Genomic DNA, 23,874 nt, shown 5'->3' on the forward strand with positions numbered 1-23,874 from the left:
ACGGAAAGTTGATAATTGGCCTAATGTGTTGTGGGTTATTTGCAAATTTCTTTGTAATCGCTCACGCTCATCAGGTCGTTAAGCTCTTGCGGGTTTGTGAGTTTTACTTTTACAATCCAATTCTCGAAAGCATCCTCATTTAATAATTCCGGATTATCTTCGAGTTGTTCATTGATAGCGACTACTTCACCTGAAACGGGAGAGGTTAAATCGCTCGCAGCTTTTACGCTTTCTACGGCTCCGAAGTTTTCTCCGGCGCTGATTTCGTCTCCTTCACTCGGCATATCTACATATACGACGCTACCCAATTGGCTTTGCGCGTAGTCTGTTATACCTAAGTATGCGAATTCTCCTTCTACTTTGACGTATTCGTGTGATTCACTGTAATACAGTCCGTCAATAAATTTTGCCATAATGATTTAGTTGCTTATTGATTATTTTTTATAACTCTTTTGATAGAAGCGTTTTTTTACGACCGTTCCGTTATGGAGGCGGTTGTGTATTTTTACTTGCAATTCTGTTCCAAGTTTAGCTGCGCTGATGTCAACTAAAGCCATACAGATGCTTTTGCCTGTTGAAATAGAGCGGTAGCCCGTTGTGATTTCTCCTACAACCTTTCCGTCTTTCTCCACTTCGTAACCGTGGCGAGGTATTGCGCGAGAAGCTAACTCAATACCTACGACTTTTTTCTCTACGCCTTCTGCTTTTTGCTTTGCGCAAGCCTCCTTGCCGATAAACTCTTCTTTATCCAACTTCACAAACATGCTCAAGCCGGACATAACCGGAGAAATTTCGGGTGACAATTCATCACCATAAAGCGGCAATCCAACTTCAAAACGAAGCGTATCGCGACAGCCTAAGCCGCAAGGTTGAACACCGGCAGCAATCAGTTTGTCCCAGCACTCTATGATAAAATCATGATTACCGTAGAGTTCGAAGCCGTCCTCGCCCGTGTAGCCGGTGCGAGAAAGGATTGCGGGCACCTCGTTGTTATCTAAAGTTTTGAAAGTATAGAAAGCAAGGTCTTTACACTCAAGACCAAGTACACTTCCTACGATTTCCTCTGCTTCAGGGCCTTGTATTGCTAATTGGCCATAGCTTTCGCTCAAGTTCTTTGTTGTTACATTGAAGCCCTTTGCTTGTTCTTCGATCCAAGCATAGTCCTTGTCAATGTTCGCGGCGTTGATGACCAACAAGAAATCTTGCTCGCCATTCTTGTAGACCAGCAAATCGTCGACTGTGCCTCCATTCGGGTAGAGCATCATGCCATAGAAAACGCTGCCAATCGTAGCGCTTTTAATGTCATTCGTAAATATGTGCTGAACGTAGCGTTCTGCTTCTTCGCCGGTCACGCTTACTTCGCCCATGTGCGAAACATCAAACACGCCCACCTTTTGGCGGACAGCGTTGTGTTCTGTAGTGATGTCCGAATAGTAGAGCGGCATGTCAAAACCTCCAAAAGGCACCATATTAGCGCCTAATGCGACGTGGCGATCGTGTAAACAAGTGATTTTATCCATAGTATAATTAGTTTATTGATTACGTATTCTTTTCGTTTATATTGTGAAATAAGATGTGCAAGACATCTTTTGCTTCCAGTCTGCGTATGTTGGCTTGCGGTTTTAGCTCATTTAGTTTCTCCGTAATCTCTTCTCGTGAAAAGGGGAGTCCGATAAGAGCTTCTTGGAAACTTGCTTCGGCCGATTTATCTCCCACCTCGAAGAAGTCGCCACCTAAGCGGAGATCATCTATGATTGAACCGCGCAGCGTAATGCTAAATTCTACGCGTCCACAACCCTCAATGCGATCGGAGCAAACAGTCGTAGCCTTCGATGTTTGTCCGAAAATCATTTCCTGTGTATAATAAGTAGCCTCAATCTTTCTGATTTCCGCTAAGTCGTCGACAGTTAATTTAACGCTGCGATCCGTAAGAATCAAGCGCATCTTTTGTCTCAAGACATCAACGCCAAACGGCAGGTAATCTTTGAGCAAGGCTATTCTGCTACGAACGCTCTTGACGCCTTGCGACTCCAACTTGTCAGGGTCAGGATTTAGTGCGCCAATCATAAGGTCCATTTGCGTATCGTGTAGCATCGTGCCGTGCACAATGTTGTGCCGGGCTAAATGGTAAAAAGCATTGCCGCATATTTTTCCACCCCCTTTTAAGGTGATATCATTACGCCCGGATACTTCCGTAGGCGCGCCTATACGGTTCAGGCCATCAGATATTTGGTGGACGTAAGCCGTAAAAATAGACTCTACACTTCCTGCCGGCGTTATAAGGCTGGTCATCAGGTTGCCCCAGTCTGCATAGACTGTTCCGCCTCCGCTTTTTCTGCGCAGTACGTCAATGCCGTGTTGCTTGCAGAAGTCAAAATTGATCTCTTTGTGCAAGGTCTGATTGCTCCCTAATAGGGCTGTCGGGCCTATTTGCCAAGAAAAGACGTAGTAATCCTCCGGAAAATTTTGAGCAATGTATTCTTCGGCGGCAAGATAGAACGCACAACGTTGCCTTTCCGCCTCAGGCGGAAACTCGACGAAGCAAGCCGGAAATATTTTTTGTGCGTTATCCATAGACATCCTTTTGATTCACGAGCAAAAATAGGATAAAACATTGAATCTTCCAAGCGAAGTTCTCCTTTATTAAACAAATGTTTTTTCAAGTAGGGTGAGACGCCTGTTTTTGGCGTTAGATTGTTTCATTTTGCACGCTTAATTTGGGTCTCGTTGGATTTAAAAACTCTTTATCGGTGGGCTGCGGTGAGAGCGTACGTGTAGCCTAAAAATTCGGATCTTAAATGCCTAACTCTATACGTGGAGGAATTTTTCTCCTATCGTGCAGTAGATTAAAAGTATATGTTGTTAACTCTCAACTATGCTTCTATATAAAACGAAAAGAGTTTTCGCGTAAAAACGAACAGTTAAAAATCCGATTTTTTTATGCCAAAAGAGGTGCTGAAAACCTTAAGATAATTGTAGGAGCGCAACGGTTTTGCTTGTACTGTCGTGAAAGAACGTTCGTGCGCTCACGATGGTACAGCTCTACGCTCGTGAGAGGACGTTCGTACGCTCACGATAACAGGCAGCAATGTCTTATCGTAGCAACTTAAAACTTGAAGCCGCTGATTCTTTTTCCCAGACATTCTAATGTGAAGTCGAGTGGTAGGCATAAAAAGCAAGCTGCCTATAATAGGGCAGCTTGCTTAATAGCTTCGTTGAGTATGTCTTGATGATCAAAAGCTAAGGGTGGCAGGTCCTTTAATGGGAACCAAGCGGCTTCAGCTGCATCATCTGCAGCTTGCGGCCGGTGCTGCTGAGGATCTGCTACGCCCCAAAAGGCAATAGATATAGTGCGGCCGCGCGGATCTCTGTCCACCTTGGTAAATGCTCCAATCTGATGGAGTGTAATACCGGAAATTGTCGTCTCTTCGCTCAATTCTCGTAAAGCGCCCGTTGGGGCGTCTTCATCCATATTGAGAAATCCGCCCGGAAAAGCCCAATGCCCTTGAAATGGCGGGTGCTTGCGCTGGATTAACAACACACTCGCTTCAAGCGATAACTGGCTGAAGATGACGCAATCTGTCGTTACGGCCGGCCGAGGATATTTGTAAGTATAAGCATTCACGATGAAATCATTCTTCTTAGAGGAAAAGTTGCCGCTGTGCGTAGACATTTCGCCGAGATAAGCAGTTGGCATCCTTTATGAATAGTGTGACGTCATATCTCTTGCGCATTTGGGGGGCGCTCAACTTGCTATGCTTGTCAATGCTTACAACTATCGGGCTATTTCTTGTGCCTGTTGGCGCGGCGTTGTCGGATATCGGCCTTCTTCTTTGCAGACCCGCTGCCGTGAGCGCCGGTGATATATCCTTTTCGCTTAGCCTTAGTCTTTACCTTACCTTTGTCTTGCCGGCCGCTTCCGCTTCCTCGGAAGACGAAACCATTCAAGAGGGCTTGCTCTATTTCGGTCTTGTCGGCTTCTCTCATAATTTCAAAATCTAATTTAGTGATGGAATAAGCGCACGCCGGTAAAGGCCATGGCAATATTGTATTTGTCGCAGGTCTCGATAACATTATCATCGCGCACACTGCCTCCAGCTTGCGCTACATAAGCAACGCCGCTGCGGTGAGCGCGCTCTATATTATCACCAAATGGGAAGAAGGCATCTGAACCCAGGCTGACGCCGGTATTTTGACTGATCCAAGTCTGCTTTTCCTCTCTACTTAAAGGCTCGGGGCGCGTGGTAAAGAAGCGTTGCCATTCTCCTTCTTTCAGTACATCTTCGTAGTCGTCAGAAATATATAAGTCGATGGTGTTGTCTCTATCAGCTCTTCTGATGCCATTAACCCAAGGTAGGTTGAGCACTTTCGGATGCTGGCGAAGCCACCATATATCTGCTTTGTTGCCGGCCAGACGTGTGCAGTGGATGCGGCTTTGTTGTCCGGCACCAATTCCGATGGCCTGCCCGTCTTTTACGTAGCAAACGGAGTTGCTCTGTGTATATTTCAGCGTAATGAGCGCTATTTTCAAATCTCTGATAGCTTCTGCCGGGAAGGTTTGGTTCTTTGTCGGGATATTAGCAAATAGGTTGTCGTCGTTAAGATTGACTTCGTTGCGCAATTGTTCGAACGTGATGCCATAAACCTGTTTGCGCTCCATCGGAGCCGGTGTATACGTGGTATCAATTTGCAAGACATTATAAGTGCCTTTACGCTTTTCGCGAAGTATTTCCAAAGCTTCTTCCGTGTAGCTTGGCGCAATGACGCCGTCAGATACTTCTCGCTTGATCAGTAATGCGGTCGCAAGGTCGCAAGTATCGGAGAGCGCAATAAAATCACCATAAGAAGACATTCGATCTGCGCCACGTGCTCGAGCATAAGCGCAAGCAACAGGCGATAATTCTACTTTTAAATCATCAACGAAGTAGATCTTCTTGAGTATATCTGAAAGCGGAAGACCGATAGCAGCGCCTGCCGGCGAAACATGCTTGAAAGAAGTTGCCGCCGGAAGCCCCGTTGCCTCCTTCAATTCCTTTACAAGTTGCCAACCATTCAGCGCATCTAAGAAATTAATGTATCCCGGTCGCCCGTTCAACACAGTTATGGGAAGCTCTTCGCCTTCTATTAGTAATTTTGCCGGTTTCTGGTTAGGATTACAACCGTATTTTAGTTCAAATTCTTTCATTGGGTATGCGTTATCTTTGATATTATGTGTGCGAAGGTACGATAAAAACAAAGAAAGGCAAAAGGATGAATTCTTCTTTTGCCTCTCTTTTGCGCGAAATAGCTTTAGCGCCGTCTTTCCGTGCGCTTTGCTTTGTTGCTATCTAATTCTATGGTGAAACTCTTATTGATTCCGCTCTGCGTTTTTGCACGTATCCAAAGCACACGATCGTTACTCATATTTGTAGTTTTGACTGCCTCGTTGAAATCTTCAGGCGTGTTGAGCACTTTATCGTTTATCTGCAAAAGAATAAGGCCTTTGGTGACGCCGGCTTCCTTCATTTTGCCGTCACGCACAGCCGTTACGACTAAACCGTTGCCTAGTGCTAGCTCCTCTTTCTCATTTGTGGTGAGCGGTCTAAGAGCTACGCCCAACTGATCCACGTCTACGCTTTCCAAAAGGCTTGTTGTGCCTTGCGCATTACGCAATGTAAGCGTTGCGGTGTGCGTGCGCTTGTCACGAATATAAGTGATTGTAACTTTATCTCCGGGTTTGTGGCTCGCCATAATCTCTTGCAGTTCGCCAAATTTCGTTACGCTTCTTCCATCCATCGCAGTAATGACGTCACCGGCCTTTAATCCGCCTTCTTGAGCTGCACCATCAGAACTTACCTCTGCGAGATAGACGCCTTTGGTTGTACCTAAGTCAGCATCTTTCCCTTTTTCTTTCTGCAAATCTATATAGGTCGAAACGTCTTGTCCGGTAAAGCCGAGCAGCGCGCGTTGCACAGTTCCGTATTTTTTCAAATCTGCGACGACTTTATTCATAATGCTTGTAGGAATAGCAAATCCATAGCCCGTGTAAGAGCCTGTTTGAGAATAAATCTGGGCATTTATTCCAACCAATTCCCCATGCGTGTTGACTAAAGCACCACCGGAGTTTCCGGGGTTAATAGCTGCATCAGTTTGGATAAATGATTCGATGCCTTCACCGCCTACTGTGCGCGCTTTAGCACTAACAATGCCGGCTGTAACCGTAGATGTTAAACTGAAAGGATTACCAATGGCCAATACCCATTCACCTAACTTCAAGTTGTCCGAATTGCCGACTGTTATGGGTTGAAGATCCTTTGCTTCAATCTTGATGAGCGCCAAGTCTGTCTTTTTATCCGCCCCGATAATGCGAGCTTTATATTCGCGGTTATCGTTTAGTTTTACCATCAGTTCATCAGCCCCGTCTATCACGTGGTTGTTTGTGACGATATAACCGTCTTTGCTAAGGATAACGCCTGATCCTGCGCCTTGTCGTTTCGGAGTTTGGTATTGTCTGCGTTGGCCTCTGCTGCTCGGGTCTCCAAAACTGAACGGTCCGAAGTTGAAAAAGTCTTCAAAAGGATCAGAACCCTCTATCGTTTGTGTCTTACTGTTAATAGTGACTTTGATGAATACGACCGAATTGACGGACTTTTCTGCCGCATAGGTCAAATCTACAGGTGTTTGTGCCGAAGCTACGGTCATTTGCATCGGAGCAAAGTTCAAGGCAAACGCAGTAGCTGCAATCAAAAATACTTTTTTCATACTGTGATCTTTTTTCTTTCGTCTTTTTTGTCTTTTCTATAAAACGAGAAGTTGCAGGAAATAGTATTGAGAACCCCTCATTTGTTGCTGAAGTACAAAAATAGCGTGGCTGATCCCCAATCGTATTTCGCGCAAAGCGGAAAATGCAGGTTTCCTACCATCTTTAAATCTTCTTAGGCCCTTAATTGTTGAAAAATGAACTTTAGTGGCACTTGAAAGATCGCTTTTTTAGATTACATTTCCGCTCTTTTGCATCTCTATGGTTGTCCGCTGCGGCTTCTCGTGCACAGTTAAAGTCAGCTTTTCACTGCTTAGCGTCATTGTTTGTTCTTTATAAGGGCGCTCATAGCCGAAGAATTCTTCAAAAGGGTCAGCTTCTCTTTCATACTTTCGCACACTGATGGTATATTTCATTGGAGGAATGAGCACCTTGTTTGGTCTTTCTGGAAGAAAGGCGTATTGATCCAAAAGGAAAACATTATATAATTTCCCGTTCTCTTGTGTACGGTTGATGTAATATACCTTTCCGCCGGTAAGTCTCTCAATATTGTATCCTTTCAGAGTTAATTCCGGTCCTGCTTGTCTGACGCGTTCTACATCTTGGGTTGTATAGAGATAGATTGATATTAAAATTTTTTGTCCGGTGACAAGTTCTTTTGGTTCTGACTGTGTACGAATGAATGTTTCCGGTGCTTTTTCTGCGGCCATTGTCGTAAACAGAAACCAGCAGAACAAAGGAAGTATGTACCTTATATTTATATGTGTCATCGCGTTGCTGGGTTTTGAGTAAGTGAGTCGCACTCTTTCAGCCAGTCTGTCGCTGTTGCATCAGAGGGCATTCGCCAAAGTCCGCGCGGACTCAAAGAACAACTGCCGACCATCGGACCATCGGGCAAACAACTACGCTTAAATTGCTGTGTAAAGAAGCGGCGCAGGAATGTGCGGAGCCATTTTAGAATAACCGCGGGTTGAAATTGTGCTACGCGTGGGTTATTGCCATCAAAGGCAGCGCAGGCTAAGTTGAAAACCTTTGAAGGGCGAGAGCCATTGTGCAAGAAATGATATAGGAAGAAGTCGTGTAATTCATATGGGCCTACGAGATCTTCAGTCTTTTGCACGATCTGCCCGTCTTTATCTGCAGGAATTAGTTCCGGACTTATCGGTGTGTCGAGCACGTCCATCAATGTGGCGCTTATTTCATCGTCTGCTGTATGTTGAGCCACATAAGCTACAAGATGGCGCACTAAAGTTTTGGGAATAGAAGCATTAACACCATACATCGACATATGATCGCCGTTATAGGTGGCCCAGCCTAAAGCTAATTCGCTCAAGTCGCCCGTTCCGATAACTAAGCCTCCCATTTGGTTGGCCCCATCCATCAGAATCTGCGTTCGCTCGCGTGCCTGCCCATTTTCATATACGACATCGTGCGAAGCCATATCTGCGCCCAAATCTTTGAAATGCTGTTCGCAAGCAGCGCGAATGCTGATCTCGCGTATGGTAATGCCCAAGCCTTTCATCAGTTTTAACGCATTATTATACGTGCGATCAGTTGTACCAAAGCCCGGCATGGTAATCCCGACTATGTCCGCACGATCCCGCCCCAACAAATCAAAGGTGCGTGTGCAGACAAGCAGCGCCAATGTAGAGTCTAATCCGCCACTGATGCCTACTACGGCAGTTTTTGCATTGGTATGCTGCAAGCGTTGTGCCAAGCTGAGGCTTTGAATGTGCAAAATTTCTTCACACCTGTCGGCCAATTCGTCGCCTTCAGGCACAAACGGAAGCGGATTTACGGAGCGCAGTAGCGTAGCTTTTGTCTCCGAATTTCTTTGTGGCAGAGCGATGATGGTTGGAGCTAAGGTGTGTGGTTGGGGGCTTGTGTGGAATGATGTGTTGACCATTCTTTCATGCCTTAGTTGCACGACATCAATATCGCTGAAAATGAACTGCGCATCTAACGTGTAGCGTTGACTTTCAGCAATAATCTTTCCGTTTTCGGCAATCAAGTCAGCACCGCTAAAGACAAGGTCTTGCGTACTCTCGCCAAATCCTGCGCCAGCATAGATGTACCCACAATGACAGCGTGCGCTCTGTCCGGCCACTAAAGCGCGGCGGTAGGCGTGTTTGCCTGTTAATTCGTTGCTAGCACTTAAGTTAAAGATAATCTCTGCGCCTTGTTGTGCCAAGTAAGTCGAAGGTGGTTGAGGCGCCCACAGATCTTCGCAGATCTCAACGCCGAATGAGAAGCACGGCGTTTGGAAAATGAGGCCGGCACTGACCGGAATCATCTCTCCTTCGAGCGTTATTGTGGCATCCTTCTCCAAACTAAAAGCTGAGGAAAACCAGCGTGCTTCATAAAACTCCCGATAGTTGGGGATATAAGATTTGGGTACGATACCATAAATATGGCCATCGCAGATAACGGCGGCGCAATTAAACAATCGGCCGCGTAGCTGCAGAGGAAGCCCAACTAAAACGATGACGCGCAGGCCTTTGGTTGCAGCCCGCAAGCCGGTTAATGCTTGCAATGATTGTTTGAGTAGCAAATCTTGCTGAAAAAGATCTTGGCAAGTATAAGCCGTTAAGCAAAGTTCAGGGCAGCACACAGCGTCGCAGCCTTCTGCCTCGGCGCGGCGAACTACGGCTATCAGTTGCTCTTGATTATAGGTGCAGTCGGCTACTTTTACTTTCGGGGTAGCAGCGGCCACTTTTATGAAATCTTCCATCGAATTTTTACATATAGATAGCGCAAAGTTAATAGAATAGATGCTAAGCACAAAGTTCTGCAAAGCCTTTTGCCGCTGCGCCGTCTTTACTGTGTCTGCTTTAGTAGGTATCAGACAAACGGAAAGTCTGCAGGAGGGTAGTAGGTAAGGTAAATCTTGCGGACAATAAAAGCCTTGGCATCGCTTTCTGCAAATCCGGTTTAGCTGCCAATGTTTGTGGTCTCTTCAATGACAAAGATTGAGGATCATAAAATATAGGGTCGAAATCCTGACTTCCTATTTTCATCTTTATGAGACTGTGATTTCTCTTACAATATCAATATAATCAATGATATAATGTCTGTTGTTCACTTGATATATAGCGATATTTTATGTTTTCTTTTTCATTCTTCCATTGTTTGCCGGCACCAAACGATGGTTTGCTCGGGCCAAACGATGGTTTGCTGGCACCAAACGATAGTTTGCTCGGGCCAAACGACTCTTCTTGCTTCACAGAAATAGCATAGATTCGACAAAAGAATTAGGCAAATCCGCCTTCTTCGATGCTTATTTTGTTGTAGCGGAGAATAATAAAGCTATGGCCTGTGATTCCTATTATTCTCTGTGTGTATCCATTAGCCTATGTGGCGAAGCCGGAAGCTTTAGGCGAGCTTATCAAGTTGGTCGTCAATCAAAGAAAGATTAAAATAAAACAAACGCTCCCGAAAGTCGTATGCAAAAGAACTCTCGGGAGCGCCATATTGGTTTGTCGTCAATCAAATAGCCTACACGGTAAGGCTGTACTCAAAACTTCTGAGATAACTGCTTGACATCGTGATCGCATTTTAGGAAATCAGCCTCACCCCTTCAGCATCCAGCGCATCATTTGCTTGAGCGAGGGCTTCTTACCATACATCAAGATACCTACACGATAGATGCGGCCGCTACCCCATATACCCAATAGGGCCGTAAGATAGAGTAGGGCGACGGATAAGATTTCCTGCCAAAGCGGAACGCCGAAGGGGATGCGCACCATCATAACGATGGGGGAGCTTAGAGGGAATATAGAAGCCCAAAAAGCTAAAGGGCCGTCAGTGTTTTCCACACTATAGATCGCGGCATAAAGCGAAAAGGCCATCAAAAGCATAATAGGCATCATAAATTGGCTGGAATCCTGCTGCTCATTTATACTTGCGCCGATGGCAGCAAAGACGGAGGCATAGAGTAGATAACCGCCGATGAAAAGGAGTAGGAACATGATGCCCATTTCCAAATAGGGCAGATTCATAACGCTCAGCCACATGATCATAGCATCGCTTAAGCCGGCGTCGGGTACGGCTGCTGTACTCCCGTTTGCGCTCATCATTGCTATGTTTACACCGCAAAGCTTGTCGGCAATAGGCACAATTACAGCCAAGAGAAGAGCCCAAATGAGAAGTTGAAATAGTCCGACCAATAAAATACCGGCGATTTTTCCCAACATCAACTGGAAGGGTTTGACGCTTGAGACGATCAGTTCGACAATTCGATTAGCCTTCTCCTCCATGACGGCTTGCATGACCATACCTCCGTAGGTCAGGACGAAAAAGTAACTGATCATCGTCATAATAAAGCCTGCAACCATTGCAACGCCGCGATGTGAGTCTTTTTCTTCCCCACCTTCGCTCCACTTTATCGTGCGGATAGACGTCTCTGCTTGGATATTGTCGATCATTTTTCCAAGTTCGGGAATGCCTGTAGCCATTAGCTTATCCTTACGCACTTGGTCATTCAAACAAGACGAAACATATTGATATAAATTTTCAGCTACCTCTTTATGCGAATACATCTGAACCGCACTCGGATTTTTAGCTAAATCATCGGTAATGAGCACAACGGCTGAAATATCTGATGTATCGCTCTTATAAGCGGGTAGAAGTTGGTGTGAAGTTTGGAAATGAAAGTTGAGGGTGTCCTTGAAGCAGTCGGCATAATGGCCGGTTTTGTCTACGATGACGACCTTACTTTCCTCGTCGCTGTTTATTTGAGCCAAAAGTAAAGGTACGATGACCACAGCGCACATAATAAAAGGCATCAGTATAGTCAGTAGGATAAAAGACTTTTTCTTGATGCGCGTCAGAAACTCTCTGCGGATAATAATGGCAATCTTATTCATGGCGTCCTACGATTTTTAAGAAGATATCATTCATACTGGGCATCTGTTCTTGGAAAGAGCGAATTTCTACTTCGTCAGAGAAAAGACGGATCAACTCGGAGTTGCTCACAGCCGTTTGCTTCTTTAAGCTGTAACGAATTAAACCGTGCGATTCCTCCTTATCGATAATCGTAAAAAGATCCGGCCGCTCGGTAAGTGAGCCGGAAGTGGTGCAAAGCTTTAACAAGCCGGTGCGGTTGTCTTCCTTAATTTTATGAACATTGCCGGATAGCACGACATTGGCATTGTTGATTAACGCAATATTGTCGCATACCTCTTCGACGGAGGACATATTGTGGGTAGAAAAGATGATGGTGTGCCCCTCACGCTTTAGTGAAAGAATTTCTTGCTTTAGCAACTCTGCATTAACCGGATCAAAGCCGCTGAAAGGTTCGTCGAAAATCAAAAGAGGAGGACGGTGCAGAATGGTAATAATGAATTGCACCTTCTGCTGCATACCCTTGGAGAGTTCTTCAAGCTTCTTGTTCCACCAAGGCATAATATCGAATTTTTCGAACCAGTATTGAAGACGCTCTTTTGCTTCAGCTTTGGACAAACCTTTGAGTTGGGCAAAATAAATGGCTTGCTCACCTACCTTCATCTTGCGGTAGAGTCCGCGCTCTTCCGGTAAGTAACCAATCCGACTGACATCTTCCTGCGTTAGTGGGTGACCGTCGAAAGTAATCTCACCACTATCGGGCATCGTAATGTGATTGATAATGCGAATGAGCGTAGTCTTGCCCGCTCCGTTAGGACCGAGCAAACCGAAAACCGTACCCCGCTCAATATTAATAGAAACACCATCTAAAGCAGTATGTTGTGCATAACGCTTGACAATGTTTTGGGCTGATAAGAATGCATCCATAGCGTTTATTCTATTGTCTTTCCGCGATAATAATCAATGATTTTAGTGCGGAATAAGTAATCGTATTGAGCAGAAAGTCGATTGCTGACAGCGTTAAGATACTTCGTCTTCGTCTCATCAAACTCTGTTGCGTTCGCTTTCCCGTACTCATATTTCTTTGTCATAAGATCGAAAGCTTCGTGAGCCGTCTTTTCAGCACTAATACTTGCTTCAAACTTCTTGGCAGAAGCTACTGCATTATACCAAGCAGTTTGAATTTCTTTGTATAGCGCTTTTCGCGTGTTCTGCAATTGCTCTTGTTGGGTCTCATAATTGAGCTTTGCTCTGCGAATGTTAGTGCGGGTGGTGAAGTGATCAAAGACGGGGATGTTTAAGGACAAGCCGATAGACTTGCTAAAGTTATCTCTCATCTGTTTGCTAAACGATGTGCCTGACAAACCATTGACTTTATAGTATGAGCTACCAAGATTGCCAGACAAATTCAGTGTCGGCCAATAGCCTGCACGGGCAATTTCGATTCCTTTCTCTGCACTTTGTATGCGAAATTGCTGGGCTACGATTTCCGGTTTGGCAGCTACGGCTTCATCAAAGATCTGCTGTGGGCCATCAGATGGACGCTGTGGTATCTGAAGTGGTGGAACAGCAACATTTAAACTATCCGGAGAAGGCATTTCTATCAGTTGGCTGAGATCTAACAAGGCCAAACGATAGGCATTCTGGTTTTCTACTAATTGCAATTCGTCTTGGGCCACGGTGTTTTGAGCCTGTGTAACTTCTAATCCGCTGGCCTTCTTGTTTTCGTAGAATGCTTTGACGCGCTCTAATTGAACATTGCTTAAAGCCAATTGATCTTGAGCCGTTTTAACCAACTCTTTTTGATAGAGTACTTGTAAATAGGCTTGCGTTACTTGTATGCTTAAAGATTCACGCAAACGTTCTAGATCAGCAACGGCTGCGGATAAATTTAATTCGGCTTGTTTGCGCTGATTGACTAATCTGAATCCCGTAAAAATAGGAACCGATGCTGAAATCCCAAAGCTCGTGCTTCGTGTGTTTTGACTTACGTACGTATTACTAGATGTTAGGCCACGCCCGAAATTGAAACTCTGATTGGCTGTTGCACCAACCTCTGGGAGTCGCTCATTCTTGGCTGCTGAAACATTTAATGCCTCAGTACGATTGTTGAGTTCTTGTAGTTTTATCTGTACATTGCGTGACAAAGCATAGTCAATGCATTGGCGTAAGCTCATGGTTTGCTGTGCAAATGCAGATATCCCTGACAGTAACAGTAACGTTATGCCAACAAAAAAACTTCTCATCATTGTTGCGAATTATTCAGTTTTTTGACTTTGATTGCCTCTTACTTTATCTCCTACTTTGAGTCCTGAGAGAACTTGAATGTTTATGCCATCACTCATTCCTGTCTTTATTTCGCGACGATTAAATGTTTGAGGCTTTTCTTTAGTCAACACATAGACGTAAGGCTTCCCTTTTTCGTATTCTATGGCACCTTCGGGAATAGTTAAGACCTGTTGTAGTTTGTCTAATACGATTTGAGCGTTGGCGCTATAGCCGGAACGAATCGTCGCTTTATTGTTGATCCTCACAGCTGCTTTGATCTCAAATTGATTTGCTGCGCTCGCTGTACTATTTACTTTTGGGGCAATATATTCTAAAGTCGCATCAAATTTCTTTCCTTGTAGAGCTCCAATCGTTATTTGCATAGGCATCCCTTTATGAACTCTGTCTACTTCTGTCTCGTCAATAGAGCCTTTAAAAATAAGATCATTCATATTGGCCACGGTGGCAATCGTAGTTCCATCGTTGAAGGAGTTACTCATAATAACAGACTCACCGACTTTTATAGGAATATCTAAGATTAAGCCATTAACCGTAGATTTAATCAATGTGGTACTCATCGCCATTTGATATTTTGAAACTCCGGTTTTTGCTATTTCTAAAGCGTCTGCAGCTGCAGCAACTTCTTCTTTAGTTTGTCTAAGTGTTTGCAGGCTTTTTTCGTATTCTTCTGCGCTAATGAGTCGTGAGTCATACAGCTTTTTCTCTCTTCCGAAGTCTGTTTGGGCTTGACTATAGTTAATTCTAGCCAGTCGTAATCTATTTTCTGCAGCACTTAAAGTACTCATATCCGGAATGACTTTGATCTTTGCAATAATTTCACCTTCCTTTACTTCGTCACCTGCTTTTTTATACAGCTCGCTGATGATTCCTGAGATTTGCGGTTTGATGTGCACTTCATTGCGTGGCTCTACAGATCCGGTGACAACGCTTGTTTGTTCCAGATTGTTTATCGCTGCGGTATAAGTTTCGTAACTGATCTCTTCCTGTTTTGAGCGTTGATAAAGGAAAACAAAAGTGCCAATAAAGAGAATTGCTACAAAGACGAGCAAACTCCATTTAAAAAACTTCTTCATAGTTATTGTTGATTGTTTTGTTTCGATTGTTTGTTATTCATTCCTGATTGCATCTATGGGCTTTATGGATAAAGCTCGCAATGAAGGGGCCATTCCGGCTAATCCTCCTAAGATGGCGAGTGCTAAAGAAGCAACGAGAGCAAGCGTAAAAGATATTTGGAAATTAATGTCTAAACCGGTTCTGCTGACAATCATTTCTACTCCATTTAATAATAGGACGGCGAAGAAAATTCCACTGATTCCTGCTAAAATAGTCAAGATTATACTTTCCGCCATAATTTGTCTTACTATGTCAGAGGGCTTTGCACCGATCGCTCTCCTTATTCCGATTTCTATCGTCCTTTCTCTTATGGTTACCATCATTATATTGCTAACACCAATGGCGCCGGATATTAAAGTGCCAATACCAATCATCCACACCAAGAAGCTCATTCCATCAAATAAGCTTTCGACCATTTGAAACATCAATTCTATATTGAATAAGAATACGGCCTGTTTATCGTTGGGAGCAATCAAGTGGGCTTCCTTAATTATATCGCCTACCTCATCTTGAGTTTCAGCAACAGTATAACCTTTCTTAACCGTGAATGTTAAGAAGCTAATATTATCCCCCAAGTGATAGATTTCTTGCATTGTTGTAAAAGGAATGAACGCTGTTTCTGACGTATTTCCTCCTCCGCCAACATTGGTATTTGACTTAGAGACCCCAACAATACGATAGTAGATGCTATCTAATTTTATATAACGTCCGCATGGGTTTTCAATATCAGGGAACAATTCTTCCTTAATTCTTTTTCCGATAACGCAAACTTTCCGCTTTTGGATGATATCTGTCTCATTGATAAATCGTCCGTAGCCTATTTTGGGGTTCTCAATGTTGATGTAGTCCGATCTGACGCCTCGCATTGTGCCATTAGCTTTCTTACTATCGTATTGAAAAGTCTTTGACCACTGCTGTATAATTGGGGTTACAGTCTCTAAACGCGATACTTTTTTCTTAAGCCGTTCGACATCGTTGATATCCAATTGCCAAGTGCGTTGACTTTGCATGCCTTTATAGGCTATAGTTGTTTCGCCTGGAAAAACGTAGCAGGAATTTTGCGCAGCGCCTTCAAAGGTTCTACTCATTAAGCGCTGAAATCCTTGACCGCCTCCCATCAAAAATATCAACATAAAGATACCCCAGAAGATGCCGAATGCTGTTAGGAAGCTTCGTGCTTTATTTCTTGAAAGACTTTCATAAGTCTCTGACCATCTATCTAAATCAAAGAGTCGCATAAGGGTAGGTTATTCATTTGCACGAAGTGCTTCAATGGGTTTTACTTTAACGGCTTTAGATGCAGGCACAAAGCCGGCGATCAGTCCGGAAATAATTAGTACAGACAGTGCTTGAAATGCAATTTGTAAATCAATGGTTGGATTCATAAAAGTATAAATCGGTTGATCTCCAACCATCATCGTCACCTTTCCCAAAGAGTAATTGAGATATTCAGTCCCGATTACGCCAAGCACCAAGCCGCAATAGCCGAAAAATCCGGTAATAATCACACTCTCGATGAGCACACTACGCAAGATGGGCCAAGGTTTAGCGCCAAGAGCTTTTCGTATACCAAATTCGTGCGTGCGTTCTTTGATAGTAATGAGCATAATGTTGCTGATGCCAACTATGCCCGAGAGCAAGGTAAGACTACCAATCACCCACATAGCTACGCGCAGATAATGGGCAGCTTGGTCTCTTTCTCTTGCTCCGTTTGCTGGGTTATCTATCCATACGGCACTCTCGTCTTTGGGACTAAAATTGTGGGGTACGGAGAACACACTATAAAGATCTTTACGAAAGACTGAGTCAGCCTCTTCCGTATCTGTGCCATTCGTGCGTAAGATTAATTCCTCAATATTCTGGCCTTTACGATACAAAAGTTGCATGCTCGTATAGGGAATATCGCCTTCAAAACCACCCATAATGCCTTTGTTGGAGACAATACCTACAACATGATACACGATGCTATCAATACGCAGCGGTTTATTGAGCGCATTGATTGCCGTAGTAAAAAACTCTTCAGCTGATCGTTCACTAATGACGATCACCTTGCGCTGGTTGTCCAAGTCTGATTGGCTCAAATAGCGTCCATACAATACCTTGATTTTGTCAATTTCAATATTGTCGGGATAGCAACCATTTAGTGTGCCGCTAAGCATCTTGTTGCCGTAAGAGGCTTTCACGCCCGACTGTTGATTCTTAGCCGTTACGCTATGAACACGCTCGGGGAAAGCTCTGTTTATCAGTTGTGGATCGCGACTATCAAATTTGATCTCGCGACCTTTTTCTAACCCATTATACGGCTCAGAAGTTACACCCGGCCATACTTTGATGGCATCTAAAGCAACTGAACCCATATTGGCATCGAAGGCATTTATCAAACCGTTGCCCGCACCCAATAATATAATGAGTAGGAAAATACCCACCGAAACGCTTAATCCCGTTAGGGAAGTGCGCATTTTGTTTATACTGAGATGTACAAAAATCTCTCGTAAATCGTCAATCATAAGGCAAACCTGTTGCTTTATTTCATATAAGGTTGATCTTGTAGAGCCTTGTTCTCTTCTATCTCACCAATCAGTCCGTCTTTGATGTGGATGATCTTATGCGTGCGATAGGCCACGCCGCTTTCGTGCGTAACGACGATGATCGTCATTCCGTCCTGTTCATTTAAGTCACGCAGTAGCGTCATTACTTCCTCGCTGGTTTTGCTATCCAACGCCCCGGTTGGCTCATCCGCCAGAATAATTTGCGGCTGTGTGATTAAGGCACGCGCTATGGCAACTCGCTGCTTTTGTCCTCCACTCAGTTCGTTGGGGAAATGATGCGCCCAGTCTTTTAAACCCAATTTTTCCAAATAAGTTAGCGCCAGCATATTTCTTTTTTTGCGACTTACGCCTTGATAATAGAGTGGTAGGGCTACATTTTCGAGCGCATTCTTATAGGAAATCAAGTTGAAAGACTGGAAGATAAAGCCGATCTTCTTGTTTCTAAATTCTGCCGCACGAGCTTCTTTCAAATTCTTTACCAATGTTCCATCCAGCCAATACTCTCCCTCGTCATAGGAGTCGAGAATGCCGAGGATATTGAGCAGCGTACTCTTGCCGGAGCCGCTTGCGCCCATAATGGAGACAAACTCTCCTTTTTTGATGTCCAAGGTGATACCTTTCAAGACGTGGAGCGGCGCCCCGGCATTGTATGTCTTATGTATATTTTCTAAGTGAATCATAACTTAATCTAAAGAAAGAGATGAGAAAGCTTCTTTTAAGTCGTCGAAAGTAAGGTTTAGCGCTTTCATCTGTCGGGCTAAGTCCGGCAAATATTCTTCTCTAAACTCTTTTCGCCTCAATTCTAAAATGAGTGCAGGCGCATTTTGGGCAACAAAGTAGCCTAATCCGCGCTTATTATAAATGTATCCGTTTTGTGCCAACCAATCATAGGCTTTTACAGTCGTATTTACGTTGACCTCTACTATCGCACTGTATTCCCTGACGCTCGGCACGCGCCCATCCACGCCATATTTGCCGGCCAGAATTTCGTCTGTCAGGCGTCGGGCTATTTGCTGGTAAATGGGCAATCCTGATTTAAAAATCATAGTCTGCAGGTTTTTACTTTTTTAATCTAAGATGGCAAAAGTTGCGGTAGCTAAATGTATAGAGTAGGGCTATGATGATGAGCTGTAATACGTTTAAGAAAACAAGGCTGCCTATAGTTCGATCATCATAACCTATAAATGGAACAGCAGAATTTGCGTCCATCATCTGTCTAATTACTAAGCCGACTATTACGAACAGTGAAAAATGACATGACAATGCAATGGGAGTGGCCCATTTCCTAACACTGTTTGCTACAAACAAACTGATAGCATGTAAAACCCAAAGTTGGAGAAGTGAAGATACGAACGACAATATTTCTATAGCGTCACCATTTAGAATGTAGTTAAAGAAATTGTCCACAGAATGAGGAAAAAGAACGCGGAATGGAGGAATATTCCAACCAAAGAGCGCAAGTAGACCCGCGCGCAACTCATCTGCCAATATGATCAATATAAAGCTGACGATAGGAAGTAAGAATGCGTAGATGAGATATTTGGAAATAAACTTTTCTAAGTTGGATGCCGGTACGAGCAATTCCCTAATTCTGACTTGCTTTCGTCTTAGATCTTCGTTCATTTTTGAAGGAGCCAAGCAAACAAGGCCTAAAAAAGCGAAGAGGAAGTACATTCCAATCATAGCTTTGACTTCGTATAGCGAAGGAGAATTGTTGGATGCTTTAATCGTAAAATAAGATGCCAGCAGTGTAAATACTAGTGTTATAACGAAAACGATTAGCATGTGCCGGACCAACTTCGACCGGTGCTGATAGAGGTGGCGTTTGGTATAGCGTAGCCAGCGCTTTGTGTTGAAGTTGTTCATAATTTTCCCGCTATAAGTTGTGGATTTGACGTAACAGCATTGAAGAACAATTCTACGTTGACTTGGGTTTCTTCTGCCGTATCATTAGATAGCATCACAGCATTTCCGCCTATTGTAGGTTGTACAAAAAGCGCATCATCGACGGGCTCGTCTGATGGCCGATGGGTAAAGCAAAAATGATTTTGGATAGTTGAAATATCCGTGTTAACAACGATTTTATGGCGGTCTACGACGATAATTGCGTCCAGCAAAATATCAATATCTCTGATCTGATGTGTAGAAATGATGACCGTCTGACTCTCGTCTAAGTGTTGCGTAATGACTTTTCGAAACTGACTTTTTGAAGGGATATCGAGACCATTGGTCGGCTCATCCATTAAGATGTGTTTGGTGCGCGTGGCCAATGCAAAACTCAAGTAAAACTTCTTCTGTTGCCCCATCGAGAGTTGGTCCAGCCGCCTGTCTGTATCCATTTCAAAGGCCGTAAGGCAAGATTCAAGTATGTCCCGACTGAAATTGGGATAAAATGGAGCGTTTAATGCGATGTAACTTTCCGCCTTTATAGCAGGCAATGCTATTTCTTCGGGTACGAGAAACAGATTCTGCAGAAACGTCGTTGTACGTTTAGACGGCAACTCCTCATCTATGCTCAGGCTGCCTTTATTGGGTTTCAACAGGCCTGCAATCAGATATAGTAATGTGCTTTTTCCGCAGCCGTTCTTACCCAATAGTCCGTAAATCTTACCGGAAACTGCTTGCAGAGAGAGATCTTCCAGTAAGCATTCTCTTTGTTTCCTATACTTGAAGTCAAGATGTGTGATGTCTATCATAGAGAAGTTTTTATGTAATAGTGTAGTAGAACACCGCAAAAGTAAGGATTCGCTTGTTTTCCTCAAAATAAAAAGAGCAAAAACTTTATCTTCTTCTCTTCATTTTTTAGATTTTGCCTTAAGACAACTTGATGATAGTTTCCCTCTCTCTACTTTCAGGTCTCCTAATCCGGCCGATACTGTGGGTGAGTTCGCTTCTTTTTAAGCAAGGTTTAATGGCGCATCAGCATGATGAGATTGTCGTAAATAAAGTCTGAAAAATCGCAGCAAAGCGCGTGGAGCTTAACAGCAAAGTCTTTCCCGTGGCTTTTTTCATCGTGATGAAAAAGATGTACGCTCGTGAAGGTATGTTTGTGTTATCACGAGCGTAAGATCGTACGCTCGTGAGGGTACTTTCATAAAGCTTAAGTCGCGTATAGCTTTCTTTGATGCTGTGGTAATAAAACTGTAGGGAAAGGATGAAAAAATATAATTTGGAAAGGTTGTAAAAGGCAATTAGCGCGTACTATCTCTGTGATTGCCGAATCTATTTTATAATTTTGCCGCTATTAAAAAACTCGTTATGGATACAAATGAAGAGTTGCGACAGATAAAAAAGGCGCTTCGCACGATGATGAATGGACCTGTGAGTGCTTTGATGCGTCGCAATGGCTTACAATATAAGGTCAATTTTGGCGTAGAACTTCCCCGCTTGGAAGATTTTGCCAAGGAGTTGCCGCATACGTACAATTTGGCGGCAACTTTATGGAAAGAGGATATTCGCGAATGTAGACTTCTGGCGTGCATGTTAATGCCTTTTGAGGTGTTTTCACGCGACTTGGCCGATATTTGGTTGGAGCAAGTGCGTTTTGCAGAAGAGGCAGATGCGCTGGCTATGTACCTTTTAAGTCATCTTCCCTATGCTTCAGAATTGGCTTTCGAATGCATCGCAGGCGAAAATCGGATGAGGCGATACATAGGTTACCAACTTTTGGGCCGTTTGTTCTTACAAAGGTGTAAGCCTTCGTTTCGTGATAGTCAGGAATTCTTAGATCAGGTTGCGTCGGATTTGACTTCAACAGATCAGCGCGTGAGCTTGGCGGCTTATAAAGCCTTAATGCGCTATATGGATTTGGGGTTGGTGGAAGAGCGAATGGGAAATCGCATCTTGAATAAGGCTATGCCGGTAGAAAACGAATAGCAAGTTGTAGCCGGATTTAATCTGAAATGAATAATGGTGGGTACCTCCGCTTGGAGAGCCCACCATTATTATAGCTATTATAAAGTGCTTATCTGTCTGCCGTGGTTGTTAAAATTTGGCAGTCACTTGGAAATCGATCGTATTGTAGTAGTGATCTTTCGCCATTCGGTTGTTGGTGAAATTGTAGTTGAGTTGGAAAATAAAATTCTTTGTGAAGCAATAATTGGCAGAAAGCCCATAGTTGGCCACTAAGGAGTTCCAATGTTTGTTGTGGCGATAACAATCCCAGCGCCCAAACAGTTTGAAGTTCTTAAAGAGAGGTGCACCGACAGCAGCGTACCATGCATCAGCGCGATCGGGAGCTGTAGCATCCGTAACAACACCGCCGACAGACGACATATACTCAGAGCGCACAACCCACTCATCTTCATAATCAACACCTACGCCCCAACGATTGCGCAGCGCATACTTTAGGTCACCGGCTCCTTTGTAAGATTCATTTGTATACTTACCATTCCACCCAAAACCGCCGATTCTCAAGTTTTTGATCGGACTCACCCAGATGCCCCCAATGAGATCTTTGTGGTGATCGCGTTCTGCACGGTTGATACCTTGCCCATTGAAGATGCCCACTTGATAATGGAGCCATCTATGTCCGTCGGCCGCAGGGAAAAAATCGCCCTGCAACTGAATACCTAAGTCGCGACCGGAGGTTCCTTCGTCACCGATGCGGTCACTAATGGAGGCTAACTTGTTTGTAGCTTGAGAAAAAGCGCCAAAACCCATTACCAAGGGGCTCATAGGATTCTCAAAACCGAAGCTACGCTTGAATTCACCAATCTTAATACGGGCTTCAGCGAAGCGCTGCCACTCTATAAAGGCATCTAAAACACGAGGTCCTTTATAGGTGCCGGGCTTTCCTTGCAATTCGATTTGAAGTTTGTAAGCAAAATCTTTGAAGATGCTACCGCTGGCATAGAGGCGGACGAAGCGGAGGCTGAAAGCGCTGTTGGAGTTTAAGTAGCGCTGATCCGTAAGGTCGTATTTGGTCATAATATATCCGCCGAACTTCACCTTAAAATCAACTTTTTCCGCCAAATCTTTGACTTCGGCGAGGGTGTTGCGAGACGTTTGGGAAGCAATTTCTTTCTTGCTCGTGGAGTCTGTGGGCTGATGATCAGAAAGGTTAGTTGCTAAAGCGGCGTTACCCATAAAAAGTAGCCCTACTATTAAAGCGTAAAATTTCTTCATAGATGATTTGGTTTATTATTAAGAGATTTCTCGACAAAAGTACGGAAAGTTGTGCGAAACACTCCTCATCTGCGTCTCTTTTCTTACATATTTATCCACCAATCTAAAGTATTTTTCGTGTATAAAAACGTATTTAAGTTTTGAGTTTTGGGCTGTTTCGGCTAATTTTGCAGAGATAAATTTAAAACTTTAAGAGATGCAATTGATCAGACTTTTACTCTTGCTCGTATTTAGTTGTGGCTGGTTGACAACAGATGCACTTCCGTTGCGTCCGGATTTAATGTCACCAATTTCTGATGGCTTGCAGCAGTCGGGTAATCGGGTAGAATATATCAATTTTGGAAAGTTGGATCAGTGGGTCACGCGCAACATAAAAGAAAGCGGTATTATTGGTGGTAAAACTAAAGTTATCTACGCTATAGGTCCGACGCAGACGATAAATGGCAATGTTGCATACCTCGGATTAGGAGGTTCGCCGTGGGCTACTTCAAATGTATACGCTCACGTAGCAGGTATTCATAAAGCAAATCTTTCGGTTTGGAAACAACAACGCCCCGGACAAGGCTATTGCGCCAAACTTTATACGCACTTAGAGGAATGTAAGGTGTTGGGGATTGTAAATATTAAAGTTTTGGCCGCAGGTTCTATCTTCTTAGGCCAAATGATGGAGCCTATTTCCGGAGTATCCAACCCGATGTCTAAGCTTAATTGTGGCGTACGTTTTAATAAAAAGCCCTCAGCTATTCGTTTCGATTACGCTGTTAAACTTTCAGGACAGCCCAATCGTATTAAGCAAACCGGATTTGGGGGTGCAAAAACTATAGCTGGTAAAGACGTAGCCGATTGTATCGTTTATTTGCAAAAAAGATGGGAAGATGCAAAGGGGAATGTCTATGCAAAGAGAATCGGAACAATGGTAACGCGCTTTTCACACAATACCGGATGGGTTAATAATGCAGATTTTACGATCCATTATGGCGACATCACGCATCAACCTTTTTATCAAAGTTATATGGGCTTGACTTCGGGCGATGGCCGTCGGTATGCAAAGAACAGCAAAGGAAAGATGGTTCCCATACAAGAAGTCGGATGGGGCAGCGCAACGGATGTGCCGACGCATTTGATTGTACAATTTGACTCCAGTAGCGGCGGCGCATTCATCGGATCAGTCGGCAATACGCTTTGGATTGACAATATTCGCTTAGTTTACTAATT

General features: G+C 43.9%; 22 protein-coding genes. 2 read left to right on the top strand and 20 right to left on the bottom strand.

Features of this window, described 5'->3' with window-relative positions; translation table 11 throughout:
• Positions 1-35: 35 nt before the first annotated feature.
• From gcvH to GCWU000325_RS07405, 19 genes are all read right to left on the bottom strand, one after another.
• Positions 36-413 (bottom strand): glycine cleavage system protein GcvH, encoded by a 378-nt coding sequence (gene gcvH / locus GCWU000325_RS07310; protein ID WP_006255708.1) that lies wholly within the window; start codon positions 411-413, stop codon positions 36-38.
• Positions 414-434: 21 nt separating this feature from the next.
• Positions 435-1,520 carry a glycine cleavage system aminomethyltransferase GcvT gene (gene gcvT / locus GCWU000325_RS07315; RefSeq protein ID WP_006255709.1) on the bottom strand — a complete coding sequence of 362 codons (1,086 nt, stop codon included), beginning with the start codon at positions 1,518-1,520 and terminating at the stop codon, positions 435-437.
• A gap of 19 nt (positions 1,521-1,539) precedes the next feature.
• Entirely contained in the window at positions 1,540-2,574 is a 1,035-nt protein-coding gene (locus GCWU000325_RS07320) for a lipoate--protein ligase (RefSeq protein WP_006255710.1), read from the bottom strand.
• Between the two features lie 610 nt (positions 2,575-3,184).
• Positions 3,185-3,697 carry an NUDIX domain-containing protein gene (locus GCWU000325_RS07325; protein WP_006255711.1) on the bottom strand — a complete coding sequence of 171 codons (513 nt, stop codon included), beginning with the start codon at positions 3,695-3,697 and terminating at the stop codon, positions 3,185-3,187.
• Positions 3,698-3,783: 86 nt separating this feature from the next.
• A complete protein-coding gene (locus GCWU000325_RS07330; protein WP_040599490.1) occupies positions 3,784-3,987 on the bottom strand; it encodes a hypothetical protein in 204 nt (67 codons plus the stop codon).
• Positions 3,988-4,003: 16 nt separating this feature from the next.
• Complete coding sequence (locus GCWU000325_RS07335) at positions 4,004-5,185, bottom strand: phosphoribosylaminoimidazolecarboxamide formyltransferase (protein WP_006255713.1); 1,182 nt, start codon at positions 5,183-5,185, stop codon at positions 4,004-4,006.
• A 104-nt stretch (positions 5,186-5,289) separates the two neighbouring features.
• Complete coding sequence (locus tag GCWU000325_RS07340; RefSeq protein ID WP_006255714.1) at positions 5,290-6,741, bottom strand: Do family serine endopeptidase; 1,452 nt, start codon at positions 6,739-6,741, stop codon at positions 5,290-5,292.
• Positions 6,742-6,969: 228 nt separating this feature from the next.
• Complete coding sequence (locus GCWU000325_RS07345) at positions 6,970-7,449, bottom strand: BatD family protein (protein WP_040599491.1); 480 nt, start codon at positions 7,447-7,449, stop codon at positions 6,970-6,972.
• A 56-nt stretch (positions 7,450-7,505) separates the two neighbouring features.
• Entirely contained in the window at positions 7,506-9,470 is a 1,965-nt protein-coding gene (locus GCWU000325_RS07350) for an NAD(+) synthase (protein WP_006255716.1), read from the bottom strand.
• A gap of 838 nt (positions 9,471-10,308) precedes the next feature.
• Positions 10,309-11,604, bottom strand: a complete 1,296-nt coding sequence (locus GCWU000325_RS07360; protein ID WP_006255720.1) for an ABC transporter permease — start codon at positions 11,602-11,604, stop codon at positions 10,309-10,311.
• A complete protein-coding gene (locus tag GCWU000325_RS07365) occupies positions 11,597-12,508 on the bottom strand; it encodes an ABC transporter ATP-binding protein (RefSeq protein WP_006255721.1) in 912 nt (303 codons plus the stop codon). Before GCWU000325_RS07365 ends, GCWU000325_RS07360 begins: the two co-directional genes overlap by 8 nt.
• A gap of 5 nt (positions 12,509-12,513) precedes the next feature.
• A complete protein-coding gene (locus GCWU000325_RS07370; RefSeq protein WP_244832885.1) occupies positions 12,514-13,758 on the bottom strand; it encodes a TolC family protein in 1,245 nt (414 codons plus the stop codon).
• A gap of 81 nt (positions 13,759-13,839) precedes the next feature.
• Entirely contained in the window at positions 13,840-14,943 is a 1,104-nt protein-coding gene (locus GCWU000325_RS07375; protein ID WP_006255723.1) for an efflux RND transporter periplasmic adaptor subunit, read from the bottom strand.
• Positions 14,944-14,976: 33 nt separating this feature from the next.
• Complete coding sequence (locus GCWU000325_RS07380) at positions 14,977-16,221, bottom strand: ABC transporter permease (protein WP_006255724.1); 1,245 nt, start codon at positions 16,219-16,221, stop codon at positions 14,977-14,979.
• Between the two features lie 9 nt (positions 16,222-16,230).
• Positions 16,231-17,490, bottom strand: a complete 1,260-nt coding sequence (locus tag GCWU000325_RS07385) for an ABC transporter permease (protein WP_006255725.1) — start codon at positions 17,488-17,490, stop codon at positions 16,231-16,233.
• Positions 17,491-17,507: 17 nt separating this feature from the next.
• Entirely contained in the window at positions 17,508-18,212 is a 705-nt protein-coding gene (locus GCWU000325_RS07390) for an ABC transporter ATP-binding protein (protein ID WP_006255726.1), read from the bottom strand.
• A 3-nt stretch (positions 18,213-18,215) separates the two neighbouring features.
• Positions 18,216-18,578 (bottom strand): GntR family transcriptional regulator, encoded by a 363-nt coding sequence (locus GCWU000325_RS07395; protein WP_006255727.1) that lies wholly within the window; start codon positions 18,576-18,578, stop codon positions 18,216-18,218.
• A 13-nt stretch (positions 18,579-18,591) separates the two neighbouring features.
• Positions 18,592-19,398: a hypothetical protein gene (locus GCWU000325_RS07400; RefSeq protein WP_006255728.1), complete on the bottom strand. Its 807-nt coding sequence runs from the start codon at positions 19,396-19,398 to the stop codon at positions 18,592-18,594.
• Complete coding sequence (locus GCWU000325_RS07405) at positions 19,395-20,228, bottom strand: ABC transporter ATP-binding protein (protein WP_006255729.1); 834 nt, start codon at positions 20,226-20,228, stop codon at positions 19,395-19,397. Before GCWU000325_RS07405 ends, GCWU000325_RS07400 begins: the two co-directional genes overlap by 4 nt.
• A gap of 562 nt (positions 20,229-20,790) precedes the next feature.
• Here GCWU000325_RS07405 and GCWU000325_RS07415 point away from each other — a divergent pair.
• A complete protein-coding gene (locus GCWU000325_RS07415) occupies positions 20,791-21,408 on the top strand; it encodes a DNA alkylation repair protein (protein ID WP_040599495.1) in 618 nt (205 codons plus the stop codon).
• Positions 21,409-21,516: 108 nt separating this feature from the next.
• Here the strand turns inward: GCWU000325_RS07415 and GCWU000325_RS07420 are convergent, their stop codons facing one another.
• Positions 21,517-22,659 carry a porin gene (locus GCWU000325_RS07420; RefSeq protein ID WP_006255732.1) on the bottom strand — a complete coding sequence of 381 codons (1,143 nt, stop codon included), beginning with the start codon at positions 22,657-22,659 and terminating at the stop codon, positions 21,517-21,519.
• Between the two features lie 196 nt (positions 22,660-22,855).
• On the opposite strand from GCWU000325_RS07420, the gene GCWU000325_RS07425 reads away from it, so the two are divergent.
• A complete protein-coding gene (locus tag GCWU000325_RS07425) occupies positions 22,856-23,872 on the top strand; it encodes a PCMD domain-containing protein (RefSeq protein ID WP_244832886.1) in 1,017 nt (338 codons plus the stop codon).
• The last annotated feature ends 2 nt before the right edge of the window (positions 23,873-23,874 follow it).

Origin of the sequence: Alloprevotella tannerae ATCC 51259 (genome assembly GCF_000159995.1) — a bacterium.
In the GTDB taxonomy this organism is placed as follows: Bacteria; Bacteroidota; Bacteroidia; order Bacteroidales; family Bacteroidaceae; genus Alloprevotella; species Alloprevotella tannerae.

Coding starts and splice junctions, on each gene's coding strand:
- gcvH (WP_006255708.1), bottom strand. CDS start 413: ATGGCAAAATTTATTGACGGACTGTATTACAGTGAATCACACGAATAC.
- GCWU000325_RS07370 (WP_244832885.1), bottom strand. CDS start 13,758: ATGAGCTTACGCCAATGCATTGACTATGCTTTGTCACGCAATGTACAG.
- GCWU000325_RS07320 (WP_006255710.1), bottom strand. CDS start 2,574: ATGGATAACGCACAAAAAATATTTCCGGCTTGCTTCGTCGAGTTTCCG.
- GCWU000325_RS07415 (WP_040599495.1), top strand. CDS start 20,791: ATGGATACAAATGAAGAGTTGCGACAGATAAAAAAGGCGCTTCGCACG.
- GCWU000325_RS07385 (WP_006255725.1), bottom strand. CDS start 17,490: ATGATTGACGATTTACGAGAGATTTTTGTACATCTCAGTATAAACAAA.
- GCWU000325_RS07335 (WP_006255713.1), bottom strand. CDS start 5,185: ATGAAAGAATTTGAACTAAAATACGGTTGTAATCCTAACCAGAAACCG.
- GCWU000325_RS07350 (WP_006255716.1), bottom strand. CDS start 9,470: ATGGAAGATTTCATAAAAGTGGCCGCTGCTACCCCGAAAGTAAAAGTA.
- GCWU000325_RS07405 (WP_006255729.1), bottom strand. CDS start 20,228: ATGATAGACATCACACATCTTGACTTCAAGTATAGGAAACAAAGAGAA.
- GCWU000325_RS07340 (WP_006255714.1), bottom strand. CDS start 6,741: ATGAAAAAAGTATTTTTGATTGCAGCTACTGCGTTTGCCTTGAACTTT.
- GCWU000325_RS07360 (WP_006255720.1), bottom strand. CDS start 11,604: ATGAATAAGATTGCCATTATTATCCGCAGAGAGTTTCTGACGCGCATC.
- GCWU000325_RS07345 (WP_040599491.1), bottom strand. CDS start 7,449: ATGGCCGCAGAAAAAGCACCGGAAACATTCATTCGTACACAGTCAGAA.
- GCWU000325_RS07365 (WP_006255721.1), bottom strand. CDS start 12,508: ATGGATGCATTCTTATCAGCCCAAAACATTGTCAAGCGTTATGCACAA.
- GCWU000325_RS07425 (WP_244832886.1), top strand. CDS start 22,856: ATGCAATTGATCAGACTTTTACTCTTGCTCGTATTTAGTTGTGGCTGG.
- GCWU000325_RS07395 (WP_006255727.1), bottom strand. CDS start 18,578: ATGATTTTTAAATCAGGATTGCCCATTTACCAGCAAATAGCCCGACGC.
- GCWU000325_RS07390 (WP_006255726.1), bottom strand. CDS start 18,212: ATGATTCACTTAGAAAATATACATAAGACATACAATGCCGGGGCGCCG.
- GCWU000325_RS07375 (WP_006255723.1), bottom strand. CDS start 14,943: ATGAAGAAGTTTTTTAAATGGAGTTTGCTCGTCTTTGTAGCAATTCTC.
- GCWU000325_RS07420 (WP_006255732.1), bottom strand. CDS start 22,659: ATGAAGAAATTTTACGCTTTAATAGTAGGGCTACTTTTTATGGGTAAC.
- gcvT (WP_006255709.1), bottom strand. CDS start 1,520: ATGGATAAAATCACTTGTTTACACGATCGCCACGTCGCATTAGGCGCT.
- GCWU000325_RS07400 (WP_006255728.1), bottom strand. CDS start 19,398: ATGAACAACTTCAACACAAAGCGCTGGCTACGCTATACCAAACGCCAC.
- GCWU000325_RS07380 (WP_006255724.1), bottom strand. CDS start 16,221: ATGCGACTCTTTGATTTAGATAGATGGTCAGAGACTTATGAAAGTCTT.
- GCWU000325_RS07330 (WP_040599490.1), bottom strand. CDS start 3,987: ATGAGAGAAGCCGACAAGACCGAAATAGAGCAAGCCCTCTTGAATGGT.
- GCWU000325_RS07325 (WP_006255711.1), bottom strand. CDS start 3,697: ATGCCAACTGCTTATCTCGGCGAAATGTCTACGCACAGCGGCAACTTT.